We start from the raw sequence: 16,139 nt of genomic DNA, 5'->3' as shown, positions 1-16,139 counted from the left end.
TCAGAACTCCTCTTACTCGGCTGCGCCCATGAAGTCGATGTCCTGACCAGCTTTCAGGGTCACATAAGCCTTTTTCCAATCGGAACGACGGCCTACGCGTGCACCTGCGCGCTTGGTCTTACCCTTCATGTTCAGGGTACGGACGGTCTCAACTTCGACCTCGAACAGTTTCGCAACTGCAGCTTTGACTTCCGCCTTGGTGGCATCAACAGCAACTTTGAACACGATAGTGTTCTGCTTTTCTGCGACCATGGTGCTCTTTTCAGAGATGTGCGGAGCCTTCAGAACTTTCAGCAGACGCTCTTCACGGATCATGCCAGCATCTCCTCGATTTGCTTAACTGCGTCAGCAGTCATCAGAACCTTGTCGAAAGCGATCAGGCTGACCGGGTCGATACCGGCCACGTCACGCACGTCAACTTTGTACAGGTTACGAGCAGCCAGGAACAGGTTCTCATCGACTTCAGCAGTCACGATCAGAACGTCAGTCAGTTCCATTTCTTTCAGCTTGGCGATCAGTTCTTTGGTCTTCGGAGCTTCGATGCCGAACTTCTCAACAACGATCAGGCGCTCTTGACGTACCAGCTCGGACAGGATGCTACGGATAGCGCCGCGGTACATCTTCTTGTTTACTTTCTGGCTGTGATCTTGCGGCTTAGCTGCAAAAGTCACACCACCGGAACGCCAAATGGGCGAACGGATGGAGCCAGCACGGGCACGACCAGTACCCTTCTGACGCCACGGCTTTTTGCCGCCACCAGACACTTCAGAGCGAGTCAGCTGCGCACGAGTACCCTGACGGGCACCAGCGGCATAAGCAACGACAACCTGGTGAACCAGAGCTTCGTTGAATTCGCGCCCGAAGGTAGTCTCGGAAACTTCAAGAGCGCTCTTGGCGTCTTTCATTACCAATTCCATTACTATCTCCTCAGACGTTACGCTTTGACGGCAGGTTTAACGATCACGTTGCCGTTGGTTGCACCCGGTACTGCGCCTTTGATGAGCAGCAGGTTGCGTTCAGCGTCAACACGAACCAGTTCCAGGTTCTGAGTCGTTACACGCTCAGCACCCATGTGACCAGCCATCTTTTTGCCCTTGAATACACGGCCCGGGGTCTGGTTTTGACCGATGGAGCCAGGTACACGGTGGGACAGAGAGTTACCGTGGGTCATATCCTGGGTGCGGAAGTTCCAGCGCTTAACAGTACCGGCAAAACCTTTACCCTTGGATGTGCCGGTAACGTCTACCAGCTTAACGTCAGCGAGAAGATCTACTTTCAGCTCGCTACCAACAGTGAAAGTTTCACCGTTGTTCAGGCGGAATTCCCACAGACCGCGACCGGCTTCTACACCAGCTTTGGCGAAGTGGCCAGCTTCCGGCTTGGTTACACGGCTGGCTTTCTTGGCGCCAGTGGTAACCTGAATAGCGTTGTAGCCGTCGGTTTCTACAGATTTGACCTGAGTTACACGGTTAGCTTCAACTTCGATAACAGTCACCGGGATAGAAACGCCATCTTCAGTGAAGATGCGAGTCATACCCACTTTGCGACCTACAAGACCGATTGTCATTGTTATCAACCTCTTTCCGTAATTAACCCAGGCTGATCTGGACGTCTACACCAGCTGCCAGATCCAGACGCATCAGGGCGTCAACGGTCTTGTCAGTCGGCTCAACGATGTCTACCAGACGCTTGTGAGTGCGGATCTCGTACTGATCACGCGCATCTTTGTTGACGTGCGGGGAGATCAGGACGGTGAAGCGCTCTTTGCGAGTCGGCAGCGGAATAGGACCGCGAACCTGCGCGCCGGTGCGCTTTGCAGTTTCAACGATTTCCGCAGTGGATTGATCGATCAGGCGATGATCAAAAGCCTTCAGGCGGATACGGATTCTTTGGTTCTGCATTGACAGAGCTCCAATAGATAAAAGAACATAAATCAACACCGCCCGACCGAGATTACTCCCGCCAGAGGTGTGATTTTTCACGTTTCCTCCCATATCGGGAGGACTGTATGGCTGGCCCCCGCAAGCGGGAAACTCAGCAAGCAGACATATCGTCTGACTTACCTCATGGGTAAGCGGAGGGGATTATACGGATTTTTTCAATTTGCGCAAGAGAAGGCGAACAGATTGTGCGCAATTTTATGTGACAGATGGACCTCGCCAACGGCTGGGCAAGCCCTTGCCTGACGGGGGGAACGACAATGTTGCAAACAGGCTGGTAGACTGTGCGCCGGCCTTCGTCATCGGAACGACACCCCATGCTCAAAGATCAGAAAAAAGCCTATCAATATGGACTCTGCGCCGTCGCCCTCTGGTCGACGGTCGCCAGCGCCTTCAAGATCTCCCTCGCCTACTTTGAACCGGTACAGCTGCTGCTGGTCGCGGCCTGCACCTCGACCCTGACGCTGGGGGGGATCGTGGCCTGTCAGGGCAAACTGCCGCTGTTGCTCGGCTACATCAAGAGTCGCCCCCTCTACTATCTGGCACTGGGGGTACTCAACCCCTTCCTCTATTACCTGCTGCTGTTCAAGGCGTATGACCTGCTGCCCGCCCAACAGGCACAGACCCTCAACTACACCTGGGCCATCACCCTCAGTCTGCTGGCGGTGCCCTTCCTAGGTCAGAAACTGCGCCGCCGCGACGGGGTGGCTATCGTGCTCGGCTACTTCGGCGCGCTGGTGATCGCCACCAGGGGGGATGTATTCGGTCTGCAGTTCGACAGCCCCCTCGGCGTCACGCTGGCACTGGTGTCGACCCTGATCTGGGCCGGCTACTGGATCCTCAACACCCGCAACCAGGGCGATCCCATCGTCAGTCTGCTGCTGGGCTTCATCATCAGCCTGCCCTTTATCGTCGCGGCGACCTGGCTGCTCTCGGACTTTGCCATGACCGCCTGGCAGGGGTGGGCCGGCGCCATCTACGTGGGGTTGTTCGAGATGGGTTTTGGCTTCGTGCTCTGGTTGATGGCGCTGCGCCACGCCACCAACACGGCCCCCATCAGCAACCTCATCTTCATCTCGCCGTTTGCTTCGCTGGTGCTGCTCAACCTGCTGATCGGCGAGACAATCCACCCGGCCACCCCGATCGGGTTGGCGCTCATCGTCGCCGCCCTGCTGATCCAGCAGCTGAAATACGGCAGGCGCTACCGCAAGACTAGCGAGCCGCAAGCCTGACATGCAAAGGGCGTATCCACGGATACGCCCTTCGTTCAATCAATCCACTCTAGCGGCTGGTTCTTGGGCAGCCGGATCTCCACCAGCAAGCCCCCCAGCTCGGAGCGCCCCAGCCTGATGGTGCCATGATGCTGGGACACGATCTTGGCGACGATGGCCAACCCCAGGCCACTGCCGCTGCCGGTACGGGCCTCGTTGCCCTGGGTGAAGGGCTTGAGCACCCGGTAGTAATCCTGCTCCGGAATGCCGGGGCCGTCATCCGACAGGCGCAGCCGCACCCAGTGGCCATCGTCCTTGAGCTCGGCCTGCAGCCGGCTTGCGCCATAGCGCAGCGAATTGCCCGACAGGTTGTTGAGGATGCGGCGGATGCTGATGGGGTTGCAGGCCACCCGTACCGCCTCGGCCGGCAACTCGAGCTCCACCTCCAGTCCCTGATCGGTCTGCACCAGCAAGCTGTCGTGGATCAGCTGGGTCAGGTCGATCTGCTGGGTATCCAGCCCCTCGTCCGGCCGAATGTAATCGATGAACTGATCGATGATGCCATTGGACTCGTCAATGTCCGCATTGATGCTCTCCTTGAGGTACTCATCCCCGGAGGACATCATTTCGGTCGCCAGCCGGATACGGGTCAGCGGGGTACGCAGATCGTGGGAGACACCCGCCATCATCAGGTTGCGCTCCTCGATCAGGCCCTTGATGGAACTCGACATGTGATTGAAGGTGCGAGTCAGCCGACGCACCTCCCGCGATCCCTGCTCCCCCAACGCATCGGGGAAATTGCCACGCGCCACCGCCACGGCCCCCGCTTCCAGATCCTCCAGCGGCCGCACCAGCTGGCGGGCAAAGCGCCAGGCGGCGAACAGGGTCACCACCAGCAGCACGCTCATGTAGAGGATCAGCGGTTCAATATCGTCGTCCTCGATCTCGGTCAGCGGGATGCGCACCCACACCTTGTTGGCCTGGGGCGGCTGGATCCAGATGATGTAGTGATCCTGGATCTCGACCCTAACCTTGGTCTTGCCCCCCAGCTCGCGGCTGATGCTCTCTTCCAGATAGGTGTAGGGCTTGGACTCGTTGAGCCCGTGCTGCTCCGCCTCGGTCTGGGTATAGATGTCGCTGCCGGTCGCCACATAGACCAGCGCCTCGGCGTCTTCACTCAGCGCCAGCTGGTTGCTCTCGACCGGGAAGATGAGCTTGACCTGGTTGGCCAGCAGGTGACTGATCTGCTTGACAGTCGGCGCCAGCAGATAGTTGTAGAAGGTGGCATAGGAGACAAACTGATAGACCACCAGCACGGCGGCCAAAAACCAGAGCATGCGGGAGAACATGCTGCTCACTTTCTTCATTCGCCATCACCGTCCGGCACGAACACATAGCCCAGACCCCAGACGGTCTGCAGATAACGGGGCTGCGCCGGATCCTGCTCCAGCAGACGACGCAGGCGGGAGACCTGCACGTCGATGCTGCGCTCGGTGGCGGTATATTCGCGACCGCGGGCCAGGTTCATCAGCTTGTCGCGGGAGAGAGGCTCGCGCGGATGACTCACCAGCACCTTGAGCACGGCGAATTCGCCGCTGGTCAGCGCAACCGGATCACCATCGCGGCTCAGCTCGCGGGTCGCCAGGTTGAGCTGATAGCTGCCAAAGCTCACCACCTTCTCGGCGGTGGAGGGGGCGCCCGGCAACTCGACGGTGTGCCGGCGCAGCACGGCGCGGATCCGGGCCAGCAGCTCACGGGGGTTGAACGGCTTGGGCAGGTAATCATCGGCCCCCATCTCGAGCCCGACGATGCGATCCACCTCATCCCCCTTGGCGGTCAGCATCAGCACCGGGATCTGGTTACCAGCCTCGCGCAGGCGGCGGCAGATGGAGAGGCCGTCTTCCCCCGGCAGCATCAAATCCAGCACCATCAGGCTGAAATTCTCACGGGTCAGCAGGCGGTCGGCCTGTTCACCATTGGCGACGCCCCGAACCACGAACCCCTGTTCGGTCAGGTAGCGCTCCAGCAGGGAACGTAATTTCAAATCATCGTCGACGACCAGAACCTTGTATTGCTGACTCATTGCTTGCCTCTCCTCTCGATATGCTGCCAATACTAGAGCTCGGGCTCGTAACGGCCAAGCCTAAATATGTTACCGGTTATTGCCCATTCAGCTGATTTTGCGCCCCTTCACCCCGCTTCTCATCACTCAGGCATCCCCTCAGACGCCCCAGTTTTTGCTCGACAGCAAGGCGACAACGGATAAGATCTGCCGAGCCATAAGAGGCTCATCAGCCCCACTGACACAGGTAACGACCGATGAAGACCAAGCTGATCACCCGTGAAGGCTACAACAAGCTCAAACAGGAGCTCGATTTCCTCTGGCGCGAGGAGCGCCCCGAGACCACCCGCAAAGTGGCCTGGGCAGCCAGCCTCGGTGATCGCAGCGAGAATGCCGACTACCAATACAACAAGAAACGGCTGCGGGAGATCGACCGGCGGGTCCGTTACCTGCGCAAGTGCCTCGAGGAGCTGGGGATCGTCGACTACTCCCCCGCCCAGGAGGGCAAGGTCTTTTTCGGTGCCTGGGTCGAGGTGGAAAACGAGGAGGGAGAGACCAAGCGCTTTCGCATCGTCGGCTATGACGAGATCTTCGAGCGCAAGGATTACATCTCCATCGACTCCCCCATGGCCCGCGCCCTGCTCAAGAAAGAGGTGGGGGACGAGGCCATAGTACGTACGCCAGTCGGTGACGCCTGCTGGTACATCAATGAGATCAGCTATCCCAAATAAGCCAGCGCCGGCCCAGATGGCCAGATCGGCTGACGAGGCCAGGAGAGACCGAGCATGTCCACCCAACGGGTATGACAAGCGTCGTTTTTGCCGGGGTGGCATCCCGCTGCCCGACCCCATATAGTGCTCACACCCGGCGCCTTGCGGCGCCAACCGGCCCGCGCGGCAGTGGTCCGGCTGGTACCTTGAGTACCGCCAGGACAGACCCCCTGCCCGGCGACATCGCCTCGCGCCTGCCCGTTGACCAGGACCCGACCAAGAGACCCTCGATGCAAAGCCACGTAATAGAACATCAGATTGCCGGTGAGCTGAATGCCCGCCCGGAACAGGTGCAGGCCGCCGTTCGCCTGCTGGACGAAGGCGCTACCGTCCCCTTCATCGCCCGTTACCGCAAAGAGGTGACCGGCGGCCTGGACGACAGCCAGCTGCGTACCCTGGAGAGTCGCCTCGGCTACCTGCGCGAACTGGCGGATCGCCGCCAGGTGATCCTGCGCTCCATCGAAGAGCAGGGCAAACTGACCCCGGAACTGGCCCGCGAGCTGAATGACGCCGACAGCAAGACCCGGCTGGAAGACCTCTACCTCCCCTACAAGCCCAAGCGGCGCACCAAGGGGCAGATGGCCATCGAGGCGGGATTGGAGCCACTGGCCGACCTACTGCTGAGCGACCCGCTGAAAGATCCCGAGCAGGAGGCGGTTCGCTTCCTCAATGCCGAGCAGGGGATCACCGACGGCAAGGCCGCCCTCGACGGTGCCCGCTACATCCTGATGGAGCGCTTCGCCGAGCAGGCGGATCTCCTCGAGAAGCTGCGGGACTACCTATGGCACAACGCCACCCTGCACGCCCGCGTAGTGGCCGGCAAGGAACAGGAAGGGGCCAAGTTCAAGGATTACTTCGAGCACGACGAACCGCTGCACAAGGCCCCCTCCCACCGGGTACTGGCCATGTTGCGCGGTCGCAACGAGGGGATCCTCAACCTGGCGCTGGTTGCCGGCGACGATGAGGGTGCCAGCCCCTGCGAAGGGATCATTGCTCATCACCTCAAGCTCAACCTGCAAAATCGTCCGGCCGACAAGTGGCTGCAGGGGGTGGTGAGCTGGACCTGGAAGATCAAGCTCTCCTTGCAGATGGAGACCGAGCTGATCGGCCGCATCCGCGAGTCAGCAGAAGACGAGGCGATCAAGGTATTCGCCATGAACCTCAAGGATCTGCTGATGGCGGCGCCGGCGGGCATGCGCTGCACCATGGGGCTGGATCCGGGTATCCGCACCGGGGTCAAGGTCGCGGTGGTCGATGCCACCGGCAAGCTGGTCGATCACACGACCATCTATCCGTTCGAACCCAAGCGCCAGGTTGACCAGAGTCTCAAGACCCTGAGCGAGCTGTGCCAGAAGCACAAGGTCGAACTCATCAGCATCGGCAACGGTACCGCCTCGCGGGAAACCGACCGCCTGGTGAGCGATCTGTTCGAGCGCTACCCGGCCGCCAAGGCGCAGAAAATCGTGGTGAGTGAAGCGGGGGCATCGGTCTACTCCGCCTCCGAGCTCGCCTCCCAGGAGTTTCCGGATCTCGATGTCTCCATTCGCGGCGCCGTCTCCATCGCCCGCCGACTGCAAGATCCGCTGGCAGAGCTGGTCAAGATCGATCCCAAGAGCATAGGTGTCGGCCAGTACCAGCACGACGTCGGCCAGAGCCAGCTGGCCCGCCGGCTCGATGCGGTGGTCGAGGATTGCGTGAACGCAGTCGGGGTGGATGTGAATACCGCCTCGGTCGCCCTGCTCAACCGGGTTTCCGGCCTCTCCCAGACCCTGGCCCAGAACATCGTCGCCTACCGCGACGAGAACGGCGCCTTCAAGAGTCGTCAGCAGCTGCTGAAAGTAAGCCGACTCGGGCCCAAGGCATTCGAGCAGTGCGCCGGCTTCCTGCGCATTCGTGGCGGCAGCAACCCGCTGGACGGCTCGGCGGTGCACCCGGAATCCTACCCAGTGGTGGAGCGGATCCTCGCCAAGCTGGAGCAGACCGTGGACAGCCTGCTCGGCAACAGCAGCCTGCTGCGCACTCTCAAACCCGCCGACTACACCGACGAGCAGTTCGGGGTGCCTACCGTCACCGACATCATCGGTGAGCTGGACAAGCCTGGCCGCGACCCGCGTCCCGAGTTCAAGACCGCCACCTTCAAGGAAGGGGTAGAGAAAATCAGCGATCTGGTGCCCGAGATGGTGCTGGAGGGGGTGGTCACCAACGTCACCAACTTTGGCGCCTTCGTCGACATCGGCGTCCATCAGGACGGCCTGGTGCACATCTCCTCCCTCACCGATCGCTTCGTCAAGGATCCCCGCGAGGTGGTCAAGGCTGGCGACATCGTCCGGGTCAAGGTGCTGGAAGTAGACGTACCGCGCAAACGAATCAGTCTGACCATGCGTCTGGATGAAAAAGCCGGCCAGCCAGCACGCAAACCGGCCGAGCCGCGCCACACCGGCAATGCCAAACCGAAGCAGGCACCGCGTCAGAGTCCCCCGGCCGATGGCGCCATGGGCAACGCCTTCGCGGCCGCACTCTCGAAGCTGAAGAAATAAGCCCCCGGAATGCAAAAAGCCCCGCGAGGGGCTTTTTTGTCGCCGTTGTTCAACCTCATTGGGCCAGCGCAGCCAGAATGGCGTCAGCCTCCCGATGGGCTGCCAGTACTTCCCGCAGCCGGTTGAATGCCTTGCAGGCCTCTTGCGGATACTTGCCATAGGAGACCACGCCGGTATGGCTCCAGCCTGCCGCCAACATCACCTTCTTCTTGAAATGGGTGCCTTCGGTACCGCCCCCGCCGAGCTGCATCAAGAACTGCTCCATCTGGAGGTGCGGCGGCGGTACACGGGAGAAGGTGGCAAAATCTTCCGGTTTGACTTCATCAAAGTGCATGACGACTCCTGTGAGCGTGGATGGGATTACCCCTCAGATTAGTTGCAAATGCCTGCTCGCGAGGGAAAAACCGGGCGGAAATACAGTGGAAACCTCAGACACTCAGGCTCAGGTTCTGCTGGGCCGCAGGCTTGACGGCCTGCTGATAACGCTGGGCGATGACCTGGTTGCGCTGCTCCATGTAGCCGTTCAGCACGCCCGTCTTGGCGCTGCCATCGGCAGCCAGGGCGGTATCAGGGTTGGATGAGAGCAGTGCCTTGCGGGCCTGCGCCTCCTTGGCTGCAGCACTTCTGGCTACGCTCAGATCCTGAGAGGAGGGCTCGGCAGGCGCCAGTGCGGCGGCCCGCACCTGTTGCATCTTGGCGATGGTGGCTCTGGGATCGCCGGGGATGGTCCCGATGTCGATGGAGACGCCACCGCCGGTCGCGTAACGCTTGCCATCCGGCCCCATGGCAAATTCATAGGTAGGGCTGCCCGCATACTGACCGCCGGTGCTCTGGTGCGCCTGCTCGTGAGTGCGCACCTCCTGATCCCTGTCGGCCAGCTCCTTGACCTGCAACTCCTGCTTCTGCTGTTGCTCCTGCTGCTTGGGATCCTGCTGCTTGTTGCGCTGACCGTCCTCACCGGTGGCCTCGACGAAGCGATTGTCGATCGCCGCCTGCGGGTTGCCGGTCTGGGAGCCTTCTCGGGCCTGCTGGGAAGTCTGATTGGGATTGGCCTGGCTGGCTCTGGACTTCTCTTTCTGGGAGCCGACTTCGGACTCAGCGTTGAAAGCCTCGCTCTGACGGCTCTGGGGGATGAGTGCCGCGCGACGATTGTCAGTGCGTGCCGATTCCGTCTGCGGTTGCAGCTGGTTGGGAATGATGGTCGGCAGACTGACATTGATGTTCATGTCACACCCGGATGTCGATCAGGGTTCCCATCATGTCGCTGGCGGTCTGGATCACCTTGGCAGAGGCGCCGGCCTGCACCTCGGCACTCTTGAGGTTGACCAACTCATCGGGCAGCTGAACCTTGTCACCGCTCGGGGTATTGAGCCTGGCGATCTGGCTGGACGCCTTGTCGGCGATCTGCTCCGCACGCTGAAAGCCTTGCACACCGCTGTTCAATGCTGAATCTATACGCATGACAACTCTCCTCTGACACTGGATTAATTATCCGTCACGCCAGAGGATTAATGAAGCAAATTGGCTATTTTTCAACCTACAAAATGTTCAATAATTTCAATGAACTGTTGTGGATGGGAAATAAAGGGTGCATGTGAGGCCTTTTCCAGCACCACACTGCGGCTGCCTGGGTAACGCTCGTCCAGCAGAGGGATGGACGCCTTGGGCACCAGCGAATCCAGCCGACCGTAGACCCGCAGCCAAGGCTGGCTCAATGGTGTCAGCTCATCACGCAGATCGACCTCGGCCAGCAAACCGAGTCCGGCCTCCAGCGCCGCCAGCTGGGGAGCGGGCCGCTCCGCCAGCCAGTGGCGCAACTGGCGGATGTCATCCCTGGCATGTTCGCTACCCATGGCCTGGATCGCCAGGAAGCGTTCGATGGTCTGCTTGAAGTCCCCCGCCAGCATCTGGTTGAAACCGGCCAGTACCTTGGGGGCGATCCCCGGCCATTCGTCACGGGCCATGAAACAGGGGGAGCTGGCCACCGTGATGAGGGAGTGCAGTCGCTCGGGATGGCTCAAGGCCAACTGGCTTGCCACCAGGCCACCGAGGGACCACCCCAGCAAATGACACTGCTCCGGCAGGATGGCTGCCACCTGTTCAGCCAGCCAGGGCAGACTGTACGCTACCTCGCCTGCCAGCGGACTGTTGCCAAAGCCGGGCAGATCCACCAGATGGACGCGATAGCGAGACGCCAGGGCCGGCACAATGCCATGCCAGACCGCGCCATTCATTCCCCATCCGTGCAACAGCACCAGATCGGGCCCCTGACCAAACCGCTCAACCGACACGCTCATCTAGACTCAGATCCTGTTCACTCTGTTGGGGTCAGCATGTTAAAGCGGCTGCTCGCCAAAGCAAGTCCGATCCTCGGCCGCCACGCCGATTGGCAGGGCAACTGCCTGCTCTGCCAGCAGCCTTGCGATGTTGACCCCTTGCTGTGCAGCTGGTGCCGGCAGGCACTGCAGCAAGCTGACCACACCTGCCGCTTGTGTGCAGCCCCCTTGCCGGCAATGCATGAAGAACGCCTGCCGATCTGCGGTCGCTGCCAGCGCAGGCCGCCGCCCTGGGAGCGGCTGCAGGTCATCGGTGACTACCGGCCACCCTACCCCATGCTGATCCCCCGGCTGAAGTATTCCGGCCAGATCCTGCTGGCCCCGCTGCTCGCCCGGCTGCTGGCCGATCATCTGGATCTCAGCGAGCCGCCAGAGGCCATCATTCCGGTGCCGCTGCACTGGTGGCGCCAATGGTGGCGCGGCTTCAATCAGGCGGAAGAGATAGCCCTCGCTCTCAGCGAGCTGACCGGCATTCCTTGTGACAAGCGCCTGCTGCGCCGGGTCAGGGCAACCCCGCAGCAAACCAAGCTCAGTGCCGGCCAGCGGCGGCGCAATCTGCGCGGCGCCTTCCAGATCCGCCCCCACGCCTACCAGCACGTGGCGCTGCTCGATGATGTGGTCACCACGGGCGCGACCGCCGGCCATCTCACCCGCTTGCTCCATGAGGGCGGAGTCACAAAGGTGGAAGTGTGGGCCGTCTGTCGCACCCTCAAGCATCTCAAGTAACCATCGGCATGCTACCCAAGCCTTGCCAAGAGAGTTATCATGAATACCCTAGTCGTACACTCAGGTTTATGAGGATAGTGATGATCAGCATTTCCGACACCGCCCAGGCCCATTTCCGTAAACTGCTGGAAAAACAGCCTGATGGCACCAATATCCGGGTGTTTGTGGTCAATCCGGGAACCCAGAATGCCGAGTGCGGCGTATCATATTGCCCACCCGACGCGGTCGATCCGGAAGATCAACACCTGCCCTTCAGCGGCTTCGACTGCCTGGTCGATCCCCTGAGCGCCCCCTTCCTGGTGGATGCCACCATCGATTTCGTCACCGATCAGATGGGCTCCCAGCTCACCCTGAAAGCCCCGAACGCCAAGATGCGCAAAGTGGCCGACGACGCCCCGCTGATCGACCGTATCGAGTACGTGTTGATGTCCGAGGTGAACCCCATGCTGGCCGGTCACGGCGGCAAGGTCACCCTGGTCGAGCTGACCGAGGACAAGCTGGCCATCCTGCAGTTTGGCGGTGGTTGCAACGGTTGTTCCATGGTCGACTACACCCTGAAAGAGGGGATCGAGAAACAGCTGCTGGAGAAATTCCCGGGCGAGCTCAACGGCGTCAAGGATGCCACCGAGCACCAGCGCGGCGATCACTCCTACTACTGATTTTCTGCCCTTGTCGCAAAGACATGCGGCAAAGAAAAGGCCCCGCCAGTTGGCGGGGCCTTTTGCATTCTGCAGCGGGCGGATCACTCGTCCTTCTTGTCTCGCGACAGCAAAGCGATGGCCGCTTCTTTCGGATTCTTGCCTTCGTACAGCACCTTGAAGATCTGCTCGCAGATGGGCATCTCGACGCCACAGCGGGCCGCCAGCAGATGCACCTCCTTGGTGTTGCGATAGCCTTCCACCACCTGGCCGATCTCGGCCATGGCAGTGTTCACATCCTTGCCGGCCCCGAGGGCCAGCCCGAAGCGACGGTTGCGCGACTGGTTGTCGGTACAGGTCAGCACCAGATCCCCGAGCCCCGCCATCCCCATGAAGGTCTTGGCATCTGCCCCGAGCGCGGCGCCCAGGCGCTGCATCTCTACCAGACCCCGGGTGATGAGCGCGGTCCTGGCGTTGGCGCCAAAACCCAGCCCGTCGGAGAGACCGGCACCGATGGCGATGACGTTCTTGACCGCCCCGCCCAGTTGCAGACCGATGAAGTCCGGATTGGTATAGACCCGGAACGAACGGCCGCAGTGCAGCAGCAGGGAGAGATCGTCAGCGAAGTCGTCGTGGGTCGACGCCACCGAGATGGCGGTCGGCAGACCGGCGGCCAGCTCCTTGGCGAAGGTAGGGCCGGAGATCACCGCCAGCGGAATCTCGTCACCCAACACCTCGCGCGCCACGTCTTGCAGCAGGCGGCCGCTGTCCGGCTCCAGCCCCTTGGTGGCCCAGGCGATACGGGTATCCGGGCGCAGGAAGGGTTTGACCTGGGCCAGTACCTGGCCGAACACATGGCTCGGCACCACCAGCAGCAGCACCGGGGCAGCTTGTACCGCCTGTTGCAGATCGGCGGTCAGCTGCAGATCGGCAGGAAAAGGGACATCCGGCAGAAAAGCCTTGTTGCAGCGGTCTTGTTCCAGCTCGGCGACATGGGCAGGGTCGTGACCCCACAGCAGGGTCGGATGACCGTTGCGCGCCAGAGAAATGGCAAGGGCGGAGCCATAAGACCCCGCCCCCAAGACCGAGATAGCGATCTGGTCGGCCATTATCAGGCTTCCGCAGTCGCCTGCTGGGCCTGTGCCTGCGCCATGTGCTGGGCAAACAGAGCATCGAAGTTGACCGGTGCCAGGTTCAGCTGCGGGAAGGAACCCTTGCTCACCAGATTGGACACCGCTTCGCGGGCATACGGGAACAGGATGTTCGGGCAGAAGGCAGCCAGGCAGTGAGCCAGTTGTGGCTCCGGCAGGTTGCCGATGGTGAAGATACCGGCTTGCTGAACTTCACACAGGAAGGCCGTTTCGGTTTCCAGCTTGCAGGTCACGGTCAGGGTCAGCACCACTTCATAGACGCTGTCGGCCAGGATGTTGGTCTTGGTGTCCATGTCCAGCTTAACGTCCGGCTGCCACTCTTTCTGGAAGATGTGCGGGGTATTCGGCGCTTCGAAGGAGACGTCCTTGGTGTAGACGCGCTGGATGTGGAATTCCGGTTGTACTTCCTGGTTGTTGATCTCTTCAGCCATTTTGTTTGATTCCTTTTTATGAAAATAGGTGGGCGCAGGCCCTTAAATCAGCGTTTTTTGGTCACCGGCAGATTCTCTGCACGCCACTGGGCCATGCCACCGCTGAGCACATACACCTGCTTGAAGCCGGCTTTGCTCAATTGGCGACCCGCGCCACCAGCGGTCATCCCCGACTCGCACACCACTATGATGGGGGCATCTTTATGCTTTTCAACCGGGCCCAGATTATTGCTCTGGATCTGGCTGAGCGGCAGGTGCTGGGCACCGGCCAGATGGCCCTTGGCAAACTCTTCCTGACTGCGAATATCCACCACGGTGGCGTTTTCACGGTTGATCAGCAGGGTTGCGGTGTGGTTGTTCACCGACTTCACCGGAGAAAAACGAGCACGCACCGTGGTGTAAACCAGGGTGCCTGCTAGGCCGAACCAGGCTGCGGTCAGCAGCGGGTTGCGGGCCGCAAAATCCAAATACTCTTGCATCTTCTACTATCCAGGGACCAAGACAAGTGCCCGAGTATACATGGGGACCCAGCCAAGATCAGCCATCTTGGCGGCAAAGCGGGAGCGGGCTCCCACCAGACGGGGACGGGGGAAAGCGGCGGCATAAAAAGTGGCATTCAGCCCGCTAGGGCGAGGATTCGTCGAGTGGTGCGACAAGCCGGCGACAAAGCAGAAACAGCTCGGCAACAGCGTGCGGCCCCCACCGGACGGGGCTTGGCTATCAGGTGACTATTTCGGCAGATGTAGTAATATTACGCTAGTTTCACTTCCCGCAATTCATTCCTATCCGAGAGGACATAGCCTTATGTCAACAGCTAAGAAACCTTTGGTTCTGGTCATCATGGACGGTTGGGGCTATAGCACCAAGCAAGAGCACAACGCCGTCGCTGCCGCCAAGACTCCCAACCTCGACCGTCTCGCCCGTGACTACACCAGCACCCTGATCTCCGGCTCCGGCCTGGACGTGGGTCTGCCGGATGGTCAGATGGGGAACTCCGAAGTGGGCCACGTCAACATCGGCGCCGGTCGCATCGTCTATCAGGAACTGACCCGCATCTCCAAAGACATCCAGGACGGCGACTTCTTCCAGAACGTCGAGCTGGCCAAGGCGGTCGATGCTGCCGTGACCAAGGGCAAGGCCGTACACATCATGGGCCTGATGTCCCCGGGTGGCGTGCACAGCCACGAAGAGCACATCATGGGCATGATCGAAATGGCCGCCAAGCGTGGCGCCGAGCAGATCTACTTCCACGCCTTCCTGGATGGCCGTGACGTGCCGCCGCGCTCCGCCCAGTCTTCCATCGAGCAGTTCGATGCCCTGTTCGCCCGCCTGGGCAAGGGTCGCTTCGCCTCCATGATCGGCCGTTACTACGCCATGGACCGCGACAACCGCTGGGATCGCGTGCAACAAGCCTATGACCTGATGACCCAGGGCAAGGGCGAGTTCACCGCCGACAGCGCCAGCGAAGCCCTGGCCGCCGCCTACGCTCGCGACGAGAACGACGAATTCGTCAAAGCCACCCGCATCGGTGCCGCCGCTCCCATGCAGGATGGCGATGCGCTGATCTTCATGAACTTCCGTGCCGACCGTGCCCGCGAGATCACCCGCGCCTTCGTCGACAGCGACTTCACCGGCTTCGCCCGCACCGCCACCCCGGCGCTGAACTTCGTGATGCTGACCGAGTACGCGGCCGACATCAAAACCGCCTGTGCCTACCCGCCGACCGCGCTGGTCAACACCCTGGGTGAATGGCTGGCCAAGCAAGGCAAGACCCAGCTGCGCATCTCCGAAACCGAGAAGTATGCCCACGTCACCTTCTTCTTCAACGGCGGCGAAGAGGCCTGCTTCACTGGCGAAGATCGCGAGATCGTCGCCAGCCCGAAAGTGGCCACCTATGACCTGCAGCCGGAGATGAGCTCCGAAGAGCTGACCGACAAGCTGGTCGGCGCCATCAAGAGCGGCAAGTACGACGTCATCATCTGCAACTACCCGAACGGCGACATGGTCGGCCACACCGGCGTGTTCGACGCCGCGGTCAAAGCCTGTGAAGCGGTCGACCACTGCATCGGTCGCGTCACCGACGCCCTGGCCGAAGTGGGTGGCGAGTGCCTGATCACCGCCGACCACGGCAACGCCGAGAAGATGATGGACGAAGAGACCGGTCAGGCGCACACCGCCCACACCAATCTGCCGGTTCCGCTCATCTATTTCGGTCGCAAGGCCGAGGTGGCTGAAGGCGGCAAATTGTCCGATCTGGCCCCCACCATGCTGACCCTGATGGGTCTGCCGGTACCGCCGGAAATGACTGGCAAGCCCCTGATGATTCTGAAATAATCC

Annotated in this window: 19 protein-coding genes; 6 read left to right on the top strand and 13 right to left on the bottom strand. The window is 60.9% G+C overall.

Annotated elements, in window-relative coordinates:
- Positions 1-12 precede the first annotated feature (12 nt).
- From rplW to rpsJ, 4 genes are read right to left on the bottom strand one after another with little or no spacing between them, the layout of a single operon-like run.
- Positions 13-315: a 50S ribosomal protein L23 gene (gene rplW, locus ACB032_RS19700; protein ID WP_005307955.1), complete on the bottom strand. Its 303-nt coding sequence runs from the start codon at positions 313-315 to the stop codon at positions 13-15.
- Positions 312-917, bottom strand: a complete 606-nt coding sequence (gene rplD, locus ACB032_RS19695; RefSeq protein ID WP_005340616.1) for a 50S ribosomal protein L4 — start codon at positions 915-917, stop codon at positions 312-314. Before rplD ends, rplW begins: the two co-directional genes overlap by 4 nt.
- A gap of 17 nt (positions 918-934) precedes the next feature.
- Positions 935-1,567 carry a 50S ribosomal protein L3 gene (rplC, locus tag ACB032_RS19690; protein WP_010672559.1) on the bottom strand — a complete coding sequence of 211 codons (633 nt, stop codon included), beginning with the start codon at positions 1,565-1,567 and terminating at the stop codon, positions 935-937.
- A 22-nt stretch (positions 1,568-1,589) separates the two neighbouring features.
- On the bottom strand, positions 1,590-1,901 hold the full coding sequence (gene rpsJ, locus ACB032_RS19685) for a 30S ribosomal protein S10 (RefSeq protein ID WP_005307944.1): 312 nt from the start codon (positions 1,899-1,901) through the stop codon (positions 1,590-1,592).
- Positions 1,902-2,257: 356 nt separating this feature from the next.
- Between rpsJ and ACB032_RS19680 the strand changes: the two genes are divergently transcribed.
- Positions 2,258-3,172: a DMT family transporter gene (locus ACB032_RS19680; RefSeq protein ID WP_371138603.1), complete on the top strand. Its 915-nt coding sequence runs from the start codon at positions 2,258-2,260 to the stop codon at positions 3,170-3,172.
- Between the two features lie 35 nt (positions 3,173-3,207).
- Here the strand turns inward: ACB032_RS19680 and envZ are convergent, their stop codons facing one another.
- Complete coding sequence (gene envZ, locus ACB032_RS19675) at positions 3,208-4,518, bottom strand: two-component system sensor histidine kinase EnvZ (RefSeq protein WP_017410611.1); 1,311 nt, start codon at positions 4,516-4,518, stop codon at positions 3,208-3,210.
- Positions 4,515-5,234 carry a two-component system response regulator OmpR gene (gene ompR, locus ACB032_RS19670; RefSeq protein WP_005307934.1) on the bottom strand — a complete coding sequence of 240 codons (720 nt, stop codon included), beginning with the start codon at positions 5,232-5,234 and terminating at the stop codon, positions 4,515-4,517. The genes envZ and ompR overlap by 4 nt, the downstream gene beginning before the upstream one ends.
- 236 nt (positions 5,235-5,470) lie before the next feature.
- Here ompR and greB point away from each other — a divergent pair, with 236 nt between their 5' ends.
- Together greB and ACB032_RS19660 are read left to right on the top strand one after the other, a co-directional pair.
- Positions 5,471-5,944 carry a transcription elongation factor GreB gene (greB, locus tag ACB032_RS19665; RefSeq protein ID WP_011704309.1) on the top strand — a complete coding sequence of 158 codons (474 nt, stop codon included), beginning with the start codon at positions 5,471-5,473 and terminating at the stop codon, positions 5,942-5,944.
- A 269-nt stretch (positions 5,945-6,213) separates the two neighbouring features.
- Complete coding sequence (locus ACB032_RS19660) at positions 6,214-8,520, top strand: Tex family protein (protein WP_371138602.1); 2,307 nt, start codon at positions 6,214-6,216, stop codon at positions 8,518-8,520.
- Positions 8,521-8,575: 55 nt separating this feature from the next.
- Here ACB032_RS19660 and ACB032_RS19655 read toward each other — a convergent pair whose 3' ends face one another.
- From ACB032_RS19655 to bioH, 4 genes are all read right to left on the bottom strand, one after another.
- Entirely contained in the window at positions 8,576-8,854 is a 279-nt protein-coding gene (locus tag ACB032_RS19655; RefSeq protein WP_011704307.1) for a hypothetical protein, read from the bottom strand.
- A 94-nt stretch (positions 8,855-8,948) separates the two neighbouring features.
- Positions 8,949-9,746 carry a putative metalloprotease CJM1_0395 family protein gene (locus ACB032_RS19650; protein WP_286042186.1) on the bottom strand — a complete coding sequence of 266 codons (798 nt, stop codon included), beginning with the start codon at positions 9,744-9,746 and terminating at the stop codon, positions 8,949-8,951.
- A 1-nt stretch (position 9,747) separates the two neighbouring features.
- The gene (locus tag ACB032_RS19645; protein ID WP_042065963.1) at positions 9,748-9,981 is read right to left on the bottom strand and encodes a flagellar hook protein FlgE; all 234 of its coding nucleotides are present in this window, start codon (positions 9,979-9,981) and stop codon (positions 9,748-9,750) included.
- 71 nt (positions 9,982-10,052) lie between these two features.
- The gene (gene bioH, locus ACB032_RS19640; protein WP_371138601.1) at positions 10,053-10,817 is read right to left on the bottom strand and encodes a pimeloyl-ACP methyl ester esterase BioH; all 765 of its coding nucleotides are present in this window, start codon (positions 10,815-10,817) and stop codon (positions 10,053-10,055) included.
- A gap of 36 nt (positions 10,818-10,853) precedes the next feature.
- Here bioH and ACB032_RS19635 point away from each other — a divergent pair, with 36 nt between their 5' ends.
- Both ACB032_RS19635 and nfuA read left to right on the top strand, forming a co-directional pair.
- Positions 10,854-11,582 (top strand): ComF family protein, encoded by a 729-nt coding sequence (locus tag ACB032_RS19635; protein WP_371138600.1) that lies wholly within the window; start codon positions 10,854-10,856, stop codon positions 11,580-11,582.
- Positions 11,583-11,662: 80 nt separating this feature from the next.
- Positions 11,663-12,241, top strand: a complete 579-nt coding sequence (gene nfuA / locus ACB032_RS19630; protein ID WP_011704302.1) for a Fe-S biogenesis protein NfuA — start codon at positions 11,663-11,665, stop codon at positions 12,239-12,241.
- A gap of 83 nt (positions 12,242-12,324) precedes the next feature.
- Here the strand turns inward: nfuA and gpsA are convergent, their stop codons facing one another.
- Genes gpsA through ACB032_RS19615 form a run of 3 tightly spaced genes read right to left on the bottom strand, consistent with a single transcriptional unit; the run spans position 12,325 to position 14,281 of the window.
- The gene (gene gpsA / locus ACB032_RS19625; RefSeq protein WP_371138599.1) at positions 12,325-13,329 is read right to left on the bottom strand and encodes an NAD(P)H-dependent glycerol-3-phosphate dehydrogenase; all 1,005 of its coding nucleotides are present in this window, start codon (positions 13,327-13,329) and stop codon (positions 12,325-12,327) included.
- A gap of 2 nt (positions 13,330-13,331) precedes the next feature.
- Positions 13,332-13,802 (bottom strand): protein-export chaperone SecB, encoded by a 471-nt coding sequence (gene secB / locus ACB032_RS19620; RefSeq protein WP_011704300.1) that lies wholly within the window; start codon positions 13,800-13,802, stop codon positions 13,332-13,334.
- Between the two features lie 47 nt (positions 13,803-13,849).
- Entirely contained in the window at positions 13,850-14,281 is a 432-nt protein-coding gene (locus ACB032_RS19615; RefSeq protein ID WP_005307875.1) for a rhodanese-like domain-containing protein, read from the bottom strand.
- A gap of 325 nt (positions 14,282-14,606) precedes the next feature.
- On the opposite strand from ACB032_RS19615, the gene gpmM reads away from it, so the two are divergent.
- Positions 14,607-16,136, top strand: coding sequence for a 2,3-bisphosphoglycerate-independent phosphoglycerate mutase (gene gpmM, locus ACB032_RS19610; RefSeq protein ID WP_016349104.1), 1,530 nt, complete (start codon positions 14,607-14,609; stop codon positions 16,134-16,136).
- The last annotated feature ends 3 nt before the right edge of the window (positions 16,137-16,139 follow it).

Source organism: Aeromonas sp. S5(2024) (assembly GCF_041403025.1).
Taxonomy (GTDB): Bacteria; Pseudomonadota; Gammaproteobacteria; order Enterobacterales; family Aeromonadaceae; genus Aeromonas; species Aeromonas hydrophila.
This window is presented reverse-complemented; position numbering and strand designations above follow the sequence as displayed.